15 protein-coding genes are annotated in these 16,307 nt (G+C 67.5%); 4 read left to right on the top strand and 11 right to left on the bottom strand.

Annotated elements, in window-relative coordinates:
• Window positions 1–5: 5 nt before the first annotated feature.
• Both ACOZHM_RS08130 and ACOZHM_RS08125 read left to right on the top strand, forming a co-directional pair.
• Window positions 6–1,361: an SLC13 family permease gene (locus tag ACOZHM_RS08130; RefSeq protein ID WP_421568748.1), complete on the top strand. Its 1,356-nt coding sequence runs from the start codon at window positions 6–8 to the stop codon at window positions 1,359–1,361.
• 192 nt (window positions 1,362–1,553) lie between these two features.
• Entirely contained in the window at window positions 1,554–2,273 is a 720-nt protein-coding gene (locus tag ACOZHM_RS08125) for a GntR family transcriptional regulator (protein ID WP_421568984.1), read from the top strand.
• Window positions 2,274–2,368: 95 nt separating this feature from the next.
• Here ACOZHM_RS08125 and ACOZHM_RS08120 read toward each other — a convergent pair whose 3' ends face one another.
• The 9 genes from ACOZHM_RS08120 to ACOZHM_RS08080 form a co-directional block, all read right to left on the bottom strand.
• Window positions 2,369–3,631, bottom strand: coding sequence for an MFS transporter (locus ACOZHM_RS08120; protein WP_421568746.1), 1,263 nt, complete (start codon window positions 3,629–3,631; stop codon window positions 2,369–2,371).
• A gap of 65 nt (window positions 3,632–3,696) precedes the next feature.
• Window positions 3,697–4,353: a class I SAM-dependent methyltransferase gene (locus ACOZHM_RS08115; protein WP_421568744.1), complete on the bottom strand. Its 657-nt coding sequence runs from the start codon at window positions 4,351–4,353 to the stop codon at window positions 3,697–3,699.
• A gap of 178 nt (window positions 4,354–4,531) precedes the next feature.
• Window positions 4,532–5,260, bottom strand: coding sequence for a DNA-formamidopyrimidine glycosylase family protein (locus tag ACOZHM_RS08110; protein WP_421568743.1), 729 nt, complete (start codon window positions 5,258–5,260; stop codon window positions 4,532–4,534).
• Window positions 5,253–5,906, bottom strand: a complete 654-nt coding sequence (locus ACOZHM_RS08105; protein WP_421568742.1) for a DUF72 domain-containing protein — start codon at window positions 5,904–5,906, stop codon at window positions 5,253–5,255. Before ACOZHM_RS08105 ends, ACOZHM_RS08110 begins: the two co-directional genes overlap by 8 nt.
• 97 nt (window positions 5,907–6,003) lie before the next feature.
• On the bottom strand, window positions 6,004–6,438 hold the full coding sequence (locus tag ACOZHM_RS08100) for a pyridoxamine 5'-phosphate oxidase family protein (protein WP_421568741.1): 435 nt from the start codon (window positions 6,436–6,438) through the stop codon (window positions 6,004–6,006).
• Window positions 6,439–6,537: 99 nt separating this feature from the next.
• The gene (locus ACOZHM_RS08095) at window positions 6,538–7,905 is read right to left on the bottom strand and encodes a hypothetical protein (protein WP_421568739.1); all 1,368 of its coding nucleotides are present in this window, start codon (window positions 7,903–7,905) and stop codon (window positions 6,538–6,540) included.
• Between the two features lie 120 nt (window positions 7,906–8,025).
• Window positions 8,026–11,079, bottom strand: a complete 3,054-nt coding sequence (locus ACOZHM_RS08090; protein WP_421568737.1) for a TonB-dependent receptor — start codon at window positions 11,077–11,079, stop codon at window positions 8,026–8,028.
• 93 nt (window positions 11,080–11,172) lie between these two features.
• Complete coding sequence (locus tag ACOZHM_RS08085; protein WP_421568735.1) at window positions 11,173–12,234, bottom strand: FecR family protein; 1,062 nt, start codon at window positions 12,232–12,234, stop codon at window positions 11,173–11,175.
• Entirely contained in the window at window positions 12,231–12,722 is a 492-nt protein-coding gene (locus ACOZHM_RS08080) for an RNA polymerase sigma factor (protein ID WP_421568734.1), read from the bottom strand. The genes ACOZHM_RS08085 and ACOZHM_RS08080 overlap by 4 nt, the downstream gene beginning before the upstream one ends.
• Window positions 12,723–12,892: 170 nt before the next feature.
• Between ACOZHM_RS08080 and ACOZHM_RS08075 the strand changes: the two genes are divergently transcribed.
• Both ACOZHM_RS08075 and ACOZHM_RS08070 read left to right on the top strand, forming a co-directional pair.
• A complete protein-coding gene (locus tag ACOZHM_RS08075) occupies window positions 12,893–13,207 on the top strand; it encodes a metalloregulator ArsR/SmtB family transcription factor (protein ID WP_421568732.1) in 315 nt (104 codons plus the stop codon).
• Between the two features lie 29 nt (window positions 13,208–13,236).
• Window positions 13,237–14,646 carry a DUF2867 domain-containing protein gene (locus tag ACOZHM_RS08070; protein WP_421568731.1) on the top strand — a complete coding sequence of 470 codons (1,410 nt, stop codon included), beginning with the start codon at window positions 13,237–13,239 and terminating at the stop codon, window positions 14,644–14,646.
• Window positions 14,647–14,663: 17 nt separating this feature from the next.
• On the opposite strand, the gene ACOZHM_RS08065 is transcribed toward ACOZHM_RS08070, so the two are convergent.
• Together ACOZHM_RS08065 and ACOZHM_RS08060 are read right to left on the bottom strand one after the other, a co-directional pair.
• Window positions 14,664–14,987, bottom strand: a complete 324-nt coding sequence (locus ACOZHM_RS08065; RefSeq protein ID WP_421568729.1) for a hypothetical protein — start codon at window positions 14,985–14,987, stop codon at window positions 14,664–14,666.
• 114 nt (window positions 14,988–15,101) lie between these two features.
• A complete protein-coding gene (locus ACOZHM_RS08060; RefSeq protein ID WP_421568983.1) occupies window positions 15,102–16,226 on the bottom strand; it encodes a metallophosphoesterase in 1,125 nt (374 codons plus the stop codon).
• Window positions 16,227–16,307: the final 81 nt, after the last annotated feature.

Genomic DNA, 16,307 nt, shown 5'->3' with positions numbered 1-16,307 from the left:
GGCGCATGAGTCCACAAATTGCAACGATCATCGGTCTGGTGATCATGTTCATCGTCGCCACGGCGCTGCCGATCAATATGGGCGCGGTGGCCTTCGCGCTGGCCTTCATCATCGGCGGCATCTTCGTCGGCATGGAAGGCAAGGAGGTGCTCGGCGGGTTCCCCGGCGACCTGTTCCTGACGCTGGTCGGCATCACGTATCTGTTCGCCATCGCGCAGAAGAACGGCACGATCGATCTGCTGGTGCATTGGGCGGTACGCGCGGTGCGCGGGCGCATTGTGGCCATTCCGTGGGTGATGTTCGTGATCACGGCGGTGCTCACGGCCTTCGGTGCGCTGGGCCCGGCGGCGGTAGCGATCATCGGGCCGGTCGCGCTGCGCTTTGCCAAGCAGTACAAGATCAATCCGCTGCTGATGGGCCTGCTGGTGATCCATGGCGCGCAGGCCGGTGGTTTCTCGCCGATCAGTGTGTACGGCAGCATCACCAACGGGGTGGTGCAGAAGGCAGGGCTGGAGGTGACGGAGATGGCGGTCTTCCTGACCAGCCTGGGCTTCAATTTCATGATGGCGATCATCTGCTTCTTCGCGTTCGGCGGGGTAGCGTTGATGCGGCGCGGCGCGGTGGCGGTGGGTGGCGCGGAGCTGGCGCTGGCCGGCGGCCCGCAGGCGTCGTCGCGGCAGTTCGCGATCGAAGGTCACGGGGCGCTGGTGTCGGCCGGCGGCGGCACGCTGTCGAACGATCCGGATGCACTGGATGCGGTGGGGATGACCCGCGAGCGGCTGTTCACGCTGGTCGGCCTGGTCGGGCTGGGCGTGGCCGCGCTGATCTACAACCTCAATGTGGGCCTGGTGTCGATCACGGTGGCGGTGGTGCTGGCGCTGCTCTCGCCCACCAGCCAGAAGGGCGCGGTGGATGGGATCAGCTGGTCGACGGTGCTGCTGATCTGCGGTGTGGTGACGTATGTGGGGGTGCTGGAGAAGGCCGGCTCGGTGGACTTCATCGGCAATGGGGTGTCGAACATCGGCATTCCGCTGCTGGGTGCGCTGCTGGTCTGCTATGTGGGCGGCATTGTGTCGGCATTCGCGTCGTCGGCGGCGGTGTTGGGCGCCACGATTCCGCTGGCGGTCCCGTTCCTGCTGCAGGGCCATTTGGGCGCGGCCGGCGTGATCTGCGCGCTGGCGGTGTCGTCCACGATCGTGGATGTGAGTCCGTTCTCGACCAACGGTGCGCTGGTGGTGGCCTCGGCCGCGAAGGAAGAGCGCGAATCGCTGTTCCGCCGGTTCCTGGTCTACAGCGGGCTGGTGGTGGCGTTCGGGCCGCTGCTGGCGTGGCTGGTATTTGTTGTGCCGGGTTGGATGTAGGAGCAAAAGCAACAGCCCATTCGCAGCGTCTCCGCGCTTTGGCGGGACGGTGCGGGTTGATGGGGGACGCCGTGAACCCGTCCATGGGGGCTTGGTCGCCGCATCCATGCGGCTCACACCCCCATAAACCCACCCCGACCCGCCTTTGACAAGGTGTCGGTGGCCGATGAAAAGAGCGAATACAATCTAACCATGGCCATTGCTCCCGCCCCACGTTCCTCGAAAAAGCGCGCGCCTCTTTATGAAGAGGTGGCAGAGCATGTGCGTGAGCGCATTTATGACTACCGCTTGCCGCCGGGGGAGTGGATCGATGAGCCGGGGCTTTGCGAGGAGCTGGGCATCAGCCGTACGCCGCTGCGCGAGGCGTTGAAGCTGCTGGCGGCCGAGGGGCTGGTGCAGATCGATGCGGGGCGTGGCGCGCGGGTGACCCGGCTGACGCTGGAGGACCTCAACCAGCTGTTCCCGGTGATGGCGATGCTGGAAGGCCGTTGCGCGCATGAGGCGGTGAAGCATATCGACGACGCCGGTGTGCAGCAGTTGGAAGCGCTGCATGCGGCGATGGAAGCGGCGGCGGCGGCGGGCAATATCGCGGACTACTACCGCAACAATTATCTGATTCACGAGACGGTGCAGCATTACGCGGGCAATCCGTGGCTGATCCGGATCACGCACGATCTGCATCGCATTTTGAAGATGCACCGTGGGCGGCAGTTGTTGACGCCGGGGCGCACGGCGCAGTCGCTGGCGGAGCATCGTGAGTTGATGGAGTGCTTCCGACAGCGAGATGCCGAGGGTGCGGAGCGCACGATGGAGCGGCATCTGCTGAGCCAGGGGCAGGCGTTGGCGGCGTATGTGGCGGCAGGCGGGTTGTTGAACGTGCCCGCCCCGTTGCCGACGGAAGGCGGTACCTGAAACACCGTAGAGCCACCCCATGGGTGGCTGCTGCGCTTCGGTGGGCACAACGCAGCCACCCATGGGGTGGCTCTACCGCCGCGCGGCCGCTACCGTCAGGTTGGGCGGGTTTCTCGCAGACCCCAGAGGACCGGCAGCACCAGCAGCGCTACGGCGGCGATCATGGCGCCCGGCGCGGCCGCCCAGCCGGTGTGGCGCACGAGCAGTTCGGCCAGCAGCGGGGTGGCGCCGCCGAAGAATGCGGTGGCCATGGTCACCCCCAGCGCCAGGCCGCTGAGCCGGCCCTCGCCGGGAAATTGTTCGGCGGTGGCCGGTGCCGCAACAGCGCTGACGCCGCCGGCCAGGCAGGCCAGCACCACGGCCGCCACGGCGATCTGCACGACGCTTCCCTTCGCCATCAGCCCGAACATGGTCAACGGCAGCAATGCCGACAACACCGCCAGGCCGATCAGCACCGGTCGCCGCCCGACCTTGTCCGACAGCGCGCCGGCCAGCGGCGTCACGCCGATGACGGCCACGGCCGCCACGGTGGACAGCCACAGCGCCTGCGATTCGCCGATGCCACCGGCAGAACCGAGGAAGGCCGGTACATAGGTGATGCCGACGTAGTAGGTGATCGAGCCCAGTGCGGAGATCGCGAAGGTGCGCGCGACGGCCGCGCGATGAAATCGCCAGGTATCGCGGATTGGCGAGGTGGGCACCGTCCCTTCCGCCTGCTGCCGCTCGAACTCCGGCGATTCGTGCATGGTGGAACGCGCCAGCAGGATCGCCCCGGCCAGCACCGCACCGACCAGGAAGGGAATCCGCCACCCCCAGCCATCAAGCTGCGCGGTACTCAGCAGCGCGACCGTCAATGCCGACAGCGCGACCGCAAGCAGCGCGCCCATCTCGCTGGCCGCCGAGGCCAGCGAGGTCACCAGTCCCCGGCGGCGGGGCGGCGCGGTTTCCAGCAGGTAGGCCACCACCCCGGTGTATTCGCCGCCGACCGAGAACGCCATGACACAGCGCAGCAGCAACAGCAGCACGCCGGCACTGGCGCCGATGCTGTCGAAGGTGGGGAGCAGCGCGGTGGCCAGCATCGCCGCGGTCATCAGCGCCATCGACGCCAGCAGCATGTAGCGGCGGCCGAAGCGGTCGCCCAGATGGCCAAAGCACAGCGCACCGAGCGGGCGCATCAGGTAGGACACCGCAAACCCCGCCAGGGTGGCCAGCAAGGCGCTTTCGCCACCGCCGAAGAACACCCGGGACAGCACCGTGGCCAGGTAGAGATACAGGGTGAAGTCGTACCACTCCACTACCGTGGACAGGCCGGCAATGATCATGGAGCGGGTCGGCGTGGCCGGGGATGGGTTGGTCATGGGTTCAGAGCCTACGACAGGCGACCTGCAGGCGATGTCATCGTAGGGACACGCGTGGCGCGTTGTTACGCGGTGCGGGCGTAGCGCAGCAACCGCCCGCGCCCCGGGGAAGTGCTTTCCTCTTCACCGAAGCCGCTGAGCTCCTCCACCTCATAGCCCTGCGTGGTCATCGCGCGCGAAAACCCGCCGAGGTTGCCGCGTCCCGGATCGGTGATCAGCAGCTCCGCGCTGGGCTTGGCGTGCCGTTCCATCATGGCGGCGATCTGCATGCCGTGGCTGCGCTCATACAGGACGTCGCTGCCAATGATCACGTCGAACCGCCCCAGCGTCGCATCGGGCAGCTCCCACGGCAGATCGCGGTAGTGCACCGACGGCAGGTCGTTGAGGCCGGCGTTGTAGGCGAGGAAGGACTCGGCCAGCGGGTGATGGTCGCTGGCCACGATGTTGGCGCCCCGCTGGGCCAGCACCAGGCTGGCCAGGCCCAAGCCGCACCCCAGCTCGAGAATGCGCTTGCCGGCGATGTCGAACTGGCTCATGGCGTCGGCCAATACGCGTCCGGCCGGCCAGATCTGGCCGAACAGGCTCCACAACGACGAATGGATACCGGCGCGCTCGGCGCGGCCGGTGGGGTCGGCGAACTGCTGCAGGTCGCTGAGGGCCCGGATGCGGAAGTCGTGGCCCCCGACAGGAATGGTGAGAATGCGGGTGGTATAGCCCGGCATGTGCGCTCCATGAAACACGGAAAGCCGGTCCATCAGCACTGACGGACGGCTCGAAAAGGGGAGCGAAGCGGGCGACCGGAACACGGCCGCGCAGGACGCGCGTAACGGCGTGGGACGGCCCCATCCTACAGGACCGGCCACTGCCCCCCTCTTCACCCGTGTTGAGCCAATGGGCTGATCAGTACCGGACCTGGCAGTTCGGGCAGAAGAAGGTGCGCCGGCGCGATTTGCCTGGATAGGTCTTCGACACGGGTCCGCCGCAGTTGGGACAGGTCCGCTTCGTGTGGATCTGCCAGTGCTTGCGCAACTCAAACGCACGTTTCCACTCGAGGAAGCAGAAGCTGTACACCCGGGCGTCGGCGATGACCTTGCCGAGCACGCGTGGCGGCAGATCGCCCACGGTGGATTCGGGGTGCACGCGCTGGCGGAACAGCACTTCGTTCTTGATGATGTTGCCGACCCCGGCGAACAGGTTCTGGTCCAGCAGTGCGTCGCAGACCAGTGTGTCCGGCTGCAGTTTAAGCCGACGCCGGGCCAGCCGCGGGTCCCAGGCATCATTCATCACGTCCGTGCGCCAGTCGTACGTGTCGTCCAGCGAACCTTCAATGTATTTCACCGACGAGGCGTAGATGTTGAGTTCGCCATTGTCGAACTGCAGCGAAACACGCGGTGGCGACGGCTTGCGTTCGTCGATGCGGTAACTGCCGAACATCAGCATGTGCACGCGCAGGCTGAAGCTGCTGAACCGGATGAGGAAGTGCTTGCCCCAGCTGCGGAGCGCGACCACGCGGCGCCCCTCCATCCGGGTGAGGTCGAGGCTGCTGTTGCCGGTGGCCAGGCGCACGGTCTTGCCGCGGAACTTTGCTGCCGCCTCGCGCAGGATGACGATGGAGGGGCCTTCAGGCATCGGCGGCCACTTCCTGCAGCCGCAGCGCATTGGCAATGGCGAAGCCGTGCGCGGTATTGTCGAAGATCACCCAGGGGGCACGGTTGCCGGTGCGCTGCTGCCGCACCTGCGCGGCGAGCGCGCTCAGGGAGGCGTCTTCGTAGTTGCTGTAATACATGCGTGGCGCGCCGTGCCAGCGCCAGTACTGCCAGGTTGAACCGTCCCCTGGCGTGGCGGCAGCGGAAACGCGCGGTGGATCGGCGGCGGCGCGCGAAACGCCGTAGCGCAGGAGCAACGCGTCGGCATGGGCGGTGAACCAGCTGGCATGTCGCGGCTCGCAGACCAGCGGCACGTCGCTGCGCCGGCGCAGCGCACGGAAGAAGCTTGAGGCGCTACGCGCATCCAATACCAGCGAAGGCGGCAGTTGCAGCAGCAGCCCGCCCAGCGCAGTGCCGAGTGCGCCGGTTTCCGCTAGAAAGCGGTCGAGCAGCGCCCCTACCCCAACCAGACCCGAATCGTGCGAGATGGCGCGGGGCAGCTTCACCGAGAAGCGGAAGGTAGGCGGAACGCTCGCTGCCCACCGCTGGTAGGTTCCGGGTTTGTGCGGCCGGTAGAACGACGAATTGATTTCCACCACCGGAAAGCGGGTGGCGTATCGCGCCAGCATGCTCTCGCCGGGCCCGAACAGGGCTGCGTAACGCCCCGGGATGGACCATCCGGCGCATCCGACCAAGGGGGTGGAACCGGCAGGCACGGCGGCGCACTCAGACCTGGATCTCGCCCTGGTCTTCGCCGTCCCAGTAATGGATGCGGTGCGCGTGTACGTGGATCAGGACAAGCCCGGGGGTGTCCACGCCCTGCTCGAACCAGCGCTCGAGACTCTTCTTCCAATGGTCGTGCATGACCTCCTTGTCGCGCACCAGCCGCGCCTTGCCCTGGACGAACACGAACAGCGGCGGCTTGCCGAGCAGGCCTTTGCTGCCCGTGAAGCTCAGGGCGACGTTGGGCTCGGCCTGCAGTTCGCGGACCATGTCGGTGCTGTCGAGCGCGAAGAACCAGCTGTCGCCGTCGTAGTCGACATCCCCGTTGTTGCTCATGGGTCGCCCCGCGATCTCGTGATTGGGGGCGAAGGTCTGCAGCATGGCGAAGTCGATACCGGCCATTTTCTTGGCCAGGTCGTGCAGGGTCAGCGTGGTCATCGGCAGGGTCCGCGGTGGATGTGTCGCACAAGCGTCGGCGGGCGCCCGTGACCGGGTCGTGCAGGCGCCCTGCCATAACGTTCACGGCAGTGAACCGCCTCAGCGCGCGATGAACACCGGGTTGGAATGGAACCACAGGTCCTGCCAGGGATCTTCACCCTGGATGTCGGCCAGCGGCGTGGGCTCGTCCGTGCTGCTGCCACGGGCGCGCACGAAGGCTCCACCGGCGGGTGCGGGCAGCGCCCATGACACCTGGTACCACGCGCCGTCCTGCTGCCACTCCTTCGCGGTGAAACGCCGGGTTTGCATCTGCGGATCCTTTCCATCGCCACTGCCGACGATCAGCTGCATCTGCCGCAACGCCGGATGTTGCCCAGCCGCATTCGCCCCTTCCGGTGCACGCACGCGCAGCTGCACCCGCATCGGCGTACCCGCTGCAAGCGCGAGCGTATCGCCCATCCGCCCTACCGCGCTGCTCCCATCGGCGGCCTGCACCGTCAGCTCCAGCGCGTCGATCAGGTCGCCGGTCACCGCGAACATGCGGCCCGCGCGCACGCCCCCGAGAATGTCATCGGCCTCCGGACGTGCCCATACATAGGTCTTGCTGTACTCGCCCGGGTCGAAGTCGCTCCCACCGTCGCGCACGTTCACATGTGAATCCGAGCTGGCCGTGATCCAGAAGTGCGTGCCGGCGGCAAGCATCTGGTCCCACACCCCGCCCACCTGCGTGGTCATCTGGTCGAAGCCCCCGAACGTGGGCGCGGCAACATTCCGGTACAGCCCGCGCTCGGTGCGGGTGGCCTGGTGCCCGGGGGCGCCTTCCATGCCCACCAGCACCTGCGGCGCGGCGTCATGCCAGGCAGTCAACTCCGTCGGTTCGACCTCACCCCACTGCCCCACCCCGGTTGCGGTACGCGAGGGGTGGTTGATCAGCATCAGCGGCAACGGACGCAACGCCCGCATATGCGCCAGCGCATCCAGCATGTGCTGGTGGGTATCGCGACTGCCGTCCTGCAGCGGTTCACCGCGGCTGTAATCCCGCTCGATCGCGAACAACTGCTCGCCCTCCTGCGGGCCCGGCGCGATGATCAGCGAGGCATGCTCGCCGGCCGGCACGTCGAATTCCATGCCGTTGAACTGGATGACCTCCGGTACCGCCTTCCGTGCCAGCAACAGCGCCGGGTAGGCATGGTCGCGGGTCACCGTCGAATGACCGGGGCCACCGTGGTCGGTGTGCACCATCCAGCGCAATCCGAAGTGGCGTGCCTGTTCGGCATTGCGGGTGCGGGAATAGGATGAGTCGCCGCCGCGGACCGGCGTGGGCGGCATGGTGCTGCGGTCCCAGTCCACGCTCCACTCGCTGTGTACATGGTGGTCGCCGGGCTGCCACTCACGGCCGTCGTCGATGTCGGCAGCAGGAGAAATGGCCGGCGCCGCGAGCAGCGCCAGCAGAAACAAGTGGTACATGACGGAGTTCCTTTCGTTGACCGGGCTCGCTGTCGGCAGGCATCCGGTCACGACCGTTGGTCGTGACCAGATGCAAGGCGGCACGCAGCGTGCGCGTAGCGGGCAGCGCCCGCCGGGCGATCAGAAGTCGGCGCGCAGGCCCAGGCTGATGCGGCGACCCGAGGCTTCGTACATGGTCGGGAACGACGGATCCATGGTGTAGCCGCTGGTGATCTCGTTGGTCAGGTTGATGCCCTTCAGGCTGATCTTGATGTTGTCAGTGATCCGGTAGCCAATCGACACATCCATCTGACCGTAGGCATCGCGCCAGATCGGGTACATGTCATAGCCAATCGATTCGACGTACTCGTCCTTGTGGTTGTAGGACACGCGCGCGTCGAAGCGGTCGTTCTCGTAGTACGCGGTGAAGTTCCAGGTCTTCTCGGCCAGGCCCGGCATCGGGGTGCGGATGCCCAGGTCCGACTCGCCGGCCAGGGAACTGTCCAGCACGGTGTAGTTGGCATTCACGCCGAAGCCTTCCAGCACCGGGTGGAACATGCCCAGCGGCAGCTGCGCCACCAGTTCCACGCCGTCCACCTGGTAGGAGCCCTTGGCGTTCACCGGCTGGTACACGTCGAAGTCGAAGATGCCGTTGAGCGTGCCGTTGGCGTTATACACCGCCACGTCCTGCACCACGCCGGTAAGCGAGTTGATCACCACGCCATCGATGTTCTTGCGGAAGTAGGACGCGGCAAACAGCGCGCCATTGTCCAGGTACTTCTCCAGGCCCACTTCCCACTGCTTGGCATAGGTGGGCTTGAGCTCCGGGTTGCCGTCGGTGAAGCGGTACGAGCTCCAGCTGGCGGTGCGCTTGTAGGCGATGTCGGTCAGCGCCGGGCGCATCATGGTCTTGGAGGCCGCCGCGCGCAGCAGCAGGCCCTGCGACAGCTCGGCGGTCATGTTGAAGCTGGGCAGCAGATCGTCATAGCTGCCGTCCTTGGACACCGGGGTATCGGTGTAACCGGTACTGCCGTCCGGGCGCTGGATCGGGTGGTAGCCGAACGAGGTGACACTGGTATCGACATAGCGCGCACCGGCGTTGATCGTCACCGGCACCTGACCAATGTCGAAGGCGATGTCGGCCATGGCGTACAGGCTCATCACCTTCTCATCGACCTGGTAGAACTGGCCGGCGTCGAACGGGGTGTAGAAGCCGTCGTAGCGGAACGCGCTGCGGGCGTAGTCGTTGGACACCTGCTGCCAGTCCAGGTCCTTGATGGTGTAGTTGCCGCCCGGCACGATGTCGCCGATGGACTGCAACGGGCTGTCGGCCAAGGTGCGCGTGTTGACCCACGCGCTGCTGCCCGCGCTGGGACCGGTGATCTTGAGCTCGCCATACTGGCGCTGCTTGGAGCGGTCGGTGTAGCGCGCGCCGAACTTCACGTCGCGCAGGGCCGGCAGGAAGGCCAGGTCCAGCATGCGGGTGACGTTGACCTGCGCCGCATACTTGTCGTCGTCGACGTTCTCCAGCGTGGTCTCATAGGCCTCGAACAGATACTTGTCCGAGGCGTTGTACATGTCGAAGCCACCCGGCGTGCTGGGAATGGTCTCGCCGCTGCGACCGGTCCAGCGGGTGCGCGAGGGAGCATAGGCCACGTGCTTGAGGTTGGAGAAGTCCGAGGTCTTCTCCGCGCCGGAATAGCCGGCCATCGCATCGACGTACCAGTCCTGGCCCTTCCAGTCCATTGCCACGCTGTACTGGCTGTAGTCGGTCTTGTTGATGCGTTCCTTGCTCAGCATCTCGTGCTGGGTCGCGGTATAGGAGACATCGCGCAGCACCACCATGCCGTACTCGGACAGCGTGCTGGCGTCGTATTCGTGGATGGTGCCCAGCGTGCTGCGGCTCGAGGCCGAGTAGGCGGCCGCATCGTATTCGTCTTCGGTGGAGTCGTAGCCGCCCAGCATCGCATCGAAGGTCAGGCTGAAGCTGCTGCTGGGCTTGTACTGCAGCGACGCGGTGGCGCCCCACTTGTCCTGCTCGTTGAGGTAGACGCGGTCGCCGACCTTGTCCTGGAACACCACCAGGTTGGTCTCATCGGTGTTGTTGCGGTTGACGATGTTCACCCCGGCGTCGCGGGCGAGCACCGCCTGGGCCTGGGTGCCCCGGGTACCGGAGGCGCCCAGGAAGCGCGACATCGGGCGAAAGTTGATGCCCGAAGTGGAATCGGTGCGGTTGGTGCGCTTGGATTGCGAATACGACACCAGGCCGCCCCAGTCGCCCCAGGTGTCGGCCGCCAGGAACGCGAAGCGCGGGTCCACTTCCTCGGAGATGCTGTTGTGCGCACCTTCGGCCGACAGCACCAGCTTGCGCTCCTTGTAATCGAACGGCCGCGCGGTGGTGATCTTGACCGACCCGGCGATGCCGCCTTCCTCGTCCGCCGCCGTCGGGGACTTCTGCACCGTCACCTGCTGGATGATCTCGGAGGCGAACATGTCGAACTCCACATCACGCCCGCCGCTGCCCGAAGCGGTGGCCAGGTCGTTGATCGACACATACGTGTACTCCGACGGCAGGCCGCGCACGTTGACCTTGGTGCCCAGGCCCTTGCTGCGCTCGATGGTCACGCCGGGAACGCGCTGCAGCGCTTCGGCCAGGTTCTGTTCCGGAAAGTCGGCCACGTCGGTGGCCACGATGGAGTCGGAGAAGCCGATGTTGGCGCGCTTGAGGTCCACCGCCTGTTCCAGGCTGCGGCTGTAGCTGCCCATGACCTGGATGGTTTCCAGGTTCTGCGGGCCCGCGCCTGCACCGGCCTCGGCAACCAGCGGCGCGCCGGCAGCGTCAACCACGCCTGCCGGTTCTACGCTGGTGGTGGCCGGTGCGGTCGCAGCGGCCTCGCTCTCGATGGTCACGGTGGTGGCATTGAGGTAGCGGTAGCGCAGGCCGGTGCCGGCGAGCAGACGGGCCAACGCGGCGTCTGCCGACAGGCCGGCCGGTACCGCAGGCGTGCGCAGGTTGCCCGCCACCTGTGCGCTGTACACGAACTGCAGGCCGGTCTGTCGCGACAGGACGTTGAGGGCCATGTCCAGCGGCTGCGATGCAATCGCCTCGGTGGCGGGGCGGACCGGTTCGGCAGCCACCGCGGTGGCGGTGACCTGCAGGGCAAGGGCGATCGAAAGGAACAGAGTGCGGCGCATCGTGATATCCAGTTAGGGAATGGCGGTGGTCGCGGAACAGGTGTGTTCCTGCATTCCCAAACTACGAGGGCGCAGCGCGCGGATCGGGCACCGCTAATTCGATGAATTTTTTTTGACAGCCCCCTCGGGCTCGCGCATGCGCACGTGGATGCCGTCTGCGCGCTGCAGCGTCTGCAGCGTCGGCTGCTGGTCCAGGAACGCGCGCAGCGAGGCGACGTCGTCGCCACGCAGGTTGCCGGTAAGCCGCAACGCACCGGCCTCGTCGCTGATCTGCAGGCGCAGCGCGTTGCTGCGATTGAAGCGGTCCGCCACGTCGCGCAGCGGCTCATCGCGGAACACGATGCGGCCGTGCCACCACGCGGTCATGCTCGCGGCGTCTTCCTCGCGCAGCTGCACGCGCTGGTCGCGATAGTCCACCTGCGCGACCTTGCCTGCAGCCAGGTCCGCCAGCAGGCGCCCGCGCCCGCCGTCGCCGCGCACCTGCACCCGGCCCTCGCTCACCGCGATGCGGGCCTGCTCGCGCAGCAGCGAAACATCGAAGGTGGTGCCGATATCGGTCACCTGCAGGCCGCCGGCATGCACCGCGAACGGGCGGCGGTCGGCGGCGACCACGAAGCTGGCCTGGCCACGCTCCAGTTCGACCCGGCGCCCGAACAGGCTCATCCGTACCGACAGTTCGCTGTCGGCGTTGAGGTGCACCACGCTGTGGTCTGACAGGGTGAACTGACGGGGCGCGCCGTGCGCGGCCACGTAATGCGTGGTCTGCGGCCACAGCAGCGGCGTGCCGATGCCAAGCGCCAGCAGCAGCGCGGCGGCCACCGCCATGCCGGGCAGACGGCGGCGCGGTCGCGGCGACGCCGGTGTCGGGGGCGTCGCTCGGCGCAGCGGCAGCGCCACCACGTTGTTGCCCGCACTGGTCGGCGCCGGCGTCGCCAGCAAGGCGTCCAGGTCGATCGGCATCGTGCGCAGCGCATCGCCCAGCGCACCGGCCACCTGGCTGATGGCGAGGTATTCGCGCAGATGTTCGGGCGAGGTCAGCAGCCAGTCCATGAAGGCGCGCTGCTGCGCCGGGGCCAGATCGCCCTCGCGCTGCAGCGCATGCCAGTGGGCCGCGGCCTGGGTCAGCGCGGTGGGATGTTCGGTCGGCGCGCTCATGGGGCCTCCGCCACGTCGGCCATGGCCCGGCGGCAAACCGCAAGACCGCGCACGACATGCTTCTTGACCATATGCGATGAGACGCCCATGCGTTCGGCGATCTGCTTGTAGCTCAGCCCGTCGCGGTACTGCATGACCAGCACTGCGCGGGTGTGTTCGGGCAGCGTGGCCAGCAGCGCCTGCAGGCGCTGGCGGCGTTGATCGCGTTCGGCGGCGTCTTCCACGCATTCCCCGCTGGCCAGGCCGTGGCCCAGCTGTTCGATGTCCTCGATCGGCAGGGTCGACCAACGCCTGCGGCTGGCCTGCTCACGCGCCAGGTTCAGCGCCACCGTGAACAGATACGCCTCGGGGTTGGCGATCGACTCGCCCGGCCCCGCATGCGCACGCAGCAGACGCAGATACGTCTCCTGCACCAGGTCCTCGGCGTCCTGTCGCGCCCCCCGGCGCACGAAGAACCCCCGAAGCACCGGCGCGTGTTCCACGAACATCCGCGCCAGCCGCCCTCTTGCCTGCTCGGCCACTCTGCCGCCCTACCCCTGAAGTGCGCGCAAGGTAAGCGCTGCAGATGACGTGACGGTGACGGTGGCGGCATGACGACACTTGACAGCGTGGCTGTGCCAGCGCATCGTTAGTTAACGAATTAGTTAATTGATGGCTCATGGACCGCATCTTCGAAGCCCTTGCCTCCACTGCCCGGCGGCAGATCCTGGCCTACCTCAACGGCGGCGAACTGAGCGCCGGCGAGCTGGGCGAGCGCTTCGACTTCAGCAAGCCGGCGCTGTCGAGCCACCTGCGCATCCTGGAGGATGCCGGGCTGATCGAGCGCGAGAAGCGCGGCCAATTCGTGTACTTCCGCCAGGTACCCGACCGCCTGGCCAATACCCTGTTCGCGTGGGCGGCCGAAGTCTGTCCGGTCGGTGGCCCCTTGCAGCGCGAAAGCCGCGCCCGCGCCAAACGCACCCCTGCCTCGTAACCCTGAGCCCCTGCCACAAGGAGACCGGCATGCTGGACACCCACCGCGTGAGTCGTTCGTTCCCCAGCATCAGCCTGCCCTCCTTTGGCGATGGCAGCCCGGTTGAAGTGGCCTTGATCACCCAGCTCGGCATCGGTGCCGGCGACCAGCTGCTGCGCGACGCCGGACGCCGCCAGGCCGCCCACCCGGCGTTCGTCGATGCACTGGACGAACCCTCCGCGCGCCTGGGCGGCATGCACCTGGCGCACGACGACGCGTCGTCGCTGTATTCGTTCTCGGTCGGCCGCCAGGGGCATCCGTTCCATCGCCATGCCGGCCCGCGCATGTTCACCGCCATCGCCGGCAGTGGTGGCGCGCAGCTGCGCTTTTCCACCGCCTCCGACGCGCAGCTGCAGCGCGATCCCGCCGCCTTCGTGCATGCGCTGCGCTGCGTGGACATCCCGCCGGATTGCCTGTTCACCGTGCGCTTCGGCAGCGGCACCTGGCACCAGTTCGTCTCGCGCCACCCGCGCCATCCTGCGCTGTTCGCGCTGTCGTGCCATGCCAACGAACGCAGCGGCGCGCTCACCGCCGAACAGCGCGCGCGCATCGACGCCGACAGTGCGGACATTCCGACCCTGACCGAGGTGTTGCCGCCCGCATTGAAGCAGTTGCTGGAACAGACGGACCTGTCGCGCCTGCCCGTAATCAGCCTGTCGCTGCAGTCTCCGGCGCGCTCCGCGCTGGCCGGTCTCTGCGCCCGCACCCGCGACCTGATCGGCCCGCTGCGCGTGCTGCTGGCGCGGCTGCGCCCGGCCCACGGCTACGTCGGGCGGCGCGCGGCGGACTACCCGGTGCAGGCGCAGCCCGAGCCGCCGGCGGATTCACTGCTGCGCCAAGCGCTGGCCGAGGACGCCGGCCACCAGGACTACGCCACGCTGACCCTGCCACCGCACAGCGCTCCCCGCCGCTCGGCAAGCGCCCTGCTGGAGATGGTTCTGGAAGGCTTCGTGTTGAACCCGCCGCCCAGCGTGGGTCGGCTGATGGCACTGCGCAATGTGCTGGTCGCGCCGCTGCAACTGCGCACCTCGCCGTTGGGCTGCCCGGTGTCGTCGCTGCTGTCGGGCGACCGCACCACCCTGTTTGCCGGGCGCTTCCCGGTACATGCACAGCGCGTTGATGCGGCCGAGCGCAGTGCCGAAGTGCTGCTGGGTGCCGACGACCGCCACCTGCGTTTCCGCTCGTGCGTGCGCGTGCAATGCCTGGACGACGGCGGTGTGAAGGTGTCGCTGGGCACACGCGTGCAGACCCACAACGCCTTCGGCCGAATGTACATGGCCGCGATCAACGGCGTGCACCGCCGCCATATCAGCCCCGCACTGCTGCGCATGGCCGTGGCACATGCCCTGGCGCCGGAGCTGGTGCAGGCGACCACACCAGGCGACACGGCGTTGGCCTGAACGCTGCGGGGCCAGGATCAGTGGCAGCTGCTGTCGCCGCCACCACCGCCACTGTCACTGCAGCCGGCATCACTGCTGCCGCCACCCTCGCCGCCGCCACTGCCGGTGTCACCCGCATAGCCCACGGCGCTGTCGCCGCCGGCATGGGAACCCCCGGCGCCGCGCACATGGATCGCGGTGAGCACGCAACTGGCCAGCAAACCCAGCCACGGCACCAGCCAGATGGCCAACACCTTCAGCACGCGCCGGTACGGCGGCCCGTAGCGGACCCGCCAGACGAAGATCGTGCCCAGCACGTTGAATGGCAGCAGGATCGCGTAGACGATCAGGAACAGCTTCAAGGGCGGAACCTTCCTTGGGGACGACGCCGGGCGCCGCCGATGCCTGGAGTATGCCCGACAGCCCGTAGCGCCGGGCTCTGCCCGGCGTTGCGACCTGCCGGGCAGAGCCCGGCGCTACGGGCGGCGCAGGGTGATCAGGGTGATCTCCGATGGGACGCCCAGGCGCGCGGCGAAGCCCGGCCACAGCCCGGCGCCGTTGCTGACATACAGCGTCATGCCGCCTACGTCATAGCGCCCGGACACATAGCCGCCGTTGGCCTGCTTCACCAACTGGTTCATGCCCACGATATGGCCGCCATGCGTATGTCCGGACAGCTGCAGCTTCACGCCCTGTGCGGCGTTGGCCGCGGCCGCGCCGGGCCGGTGGTCGAGCAGGATCACCGGCGCCTGCGGATCGGCGCCAGCCAGCGCCGCCTTCAGGTCCGGCATCGGCAGCCCGTAGTTCACGGCGACCGGATCGGTGACGCCGGCGATGGTCAGCACCGCGCCTTCCCGCGTGACCTGGGTGTGGCTGTTCTCCAGCACCTGCATGCCCAGCGCGCGGAACGCCTGCATCCATTGCGCGTACTGACCGTAGTACTCATGGTTGCCGGTAATGGCGATGACACCGTCCGGCGCCTGCAGCTCGCCCAGCGTGCGCACGTCATCTGCACGGGCGCGTACGCTGCCATCGGCCAGGTCGCCGGTGATAACAACCAGGTCCGGCTTCAGCGCGTTGCTCTCGTCCACGACCTTGGCCACCCAGTCGCCGGTGAGCAGGCGGCTGGCGTGGATGTCGGTAAGCTGCAGCACGCGGTAACCGTCGAACGCCTCCGGGAGCCCCGCAACGGCGACATCAATCTGGCGCGGCTGCGGCACCGCAATGCCCTGCTGTACGCCAACGGCGCCCAGCACCAGCGCCACGCCGGCGGCGGAAGGTCGCAGCCAGCCGCTGCGCAGTGCCGTGGTAACGCGCGGCAGCCGAAGCAGCCGGGCACCCAGCAGCAGACCGTCCAGCACCAGCAGGAACACCGCCACCAGCAGCAGCGCGGTGAAGCCGCTGGCCAGCACCACCAGCGCGGCCTTGGGAATCTCCGGCGAGGCCATCGTGCCGGCGAACCGGGCCACGATCCGGTGGTGCAGCGCCAGCGACAGCACCAACAACCCCAGCGGCCCACGGACCGAGACCGGCACCCGCAGCGGCCAGATCAACCGCCAGACGACATACAGCGCAAGCACTACTCCAACAACACTCAGCACAGGCAATTCCAGGTTCCAAGGGGGTACACGGGCGCGCGTGGCGATCGTGCAGCGCACCATCTTTGCCGATGTTGACGACAG

It is taken from the genome of Stenotrophomonas sp. PD6 (genome assembly GCF_049199305.1).
Classification (GTDB): Bacteria; Pseudomonadota; Gammaproteobacteria; order Xanthomonadales; family Xanthomonadaceae; genus Stenotrophomonas.
This window is presented reverse-complemented; position numbering and strand designations above follow the sequence as displayed.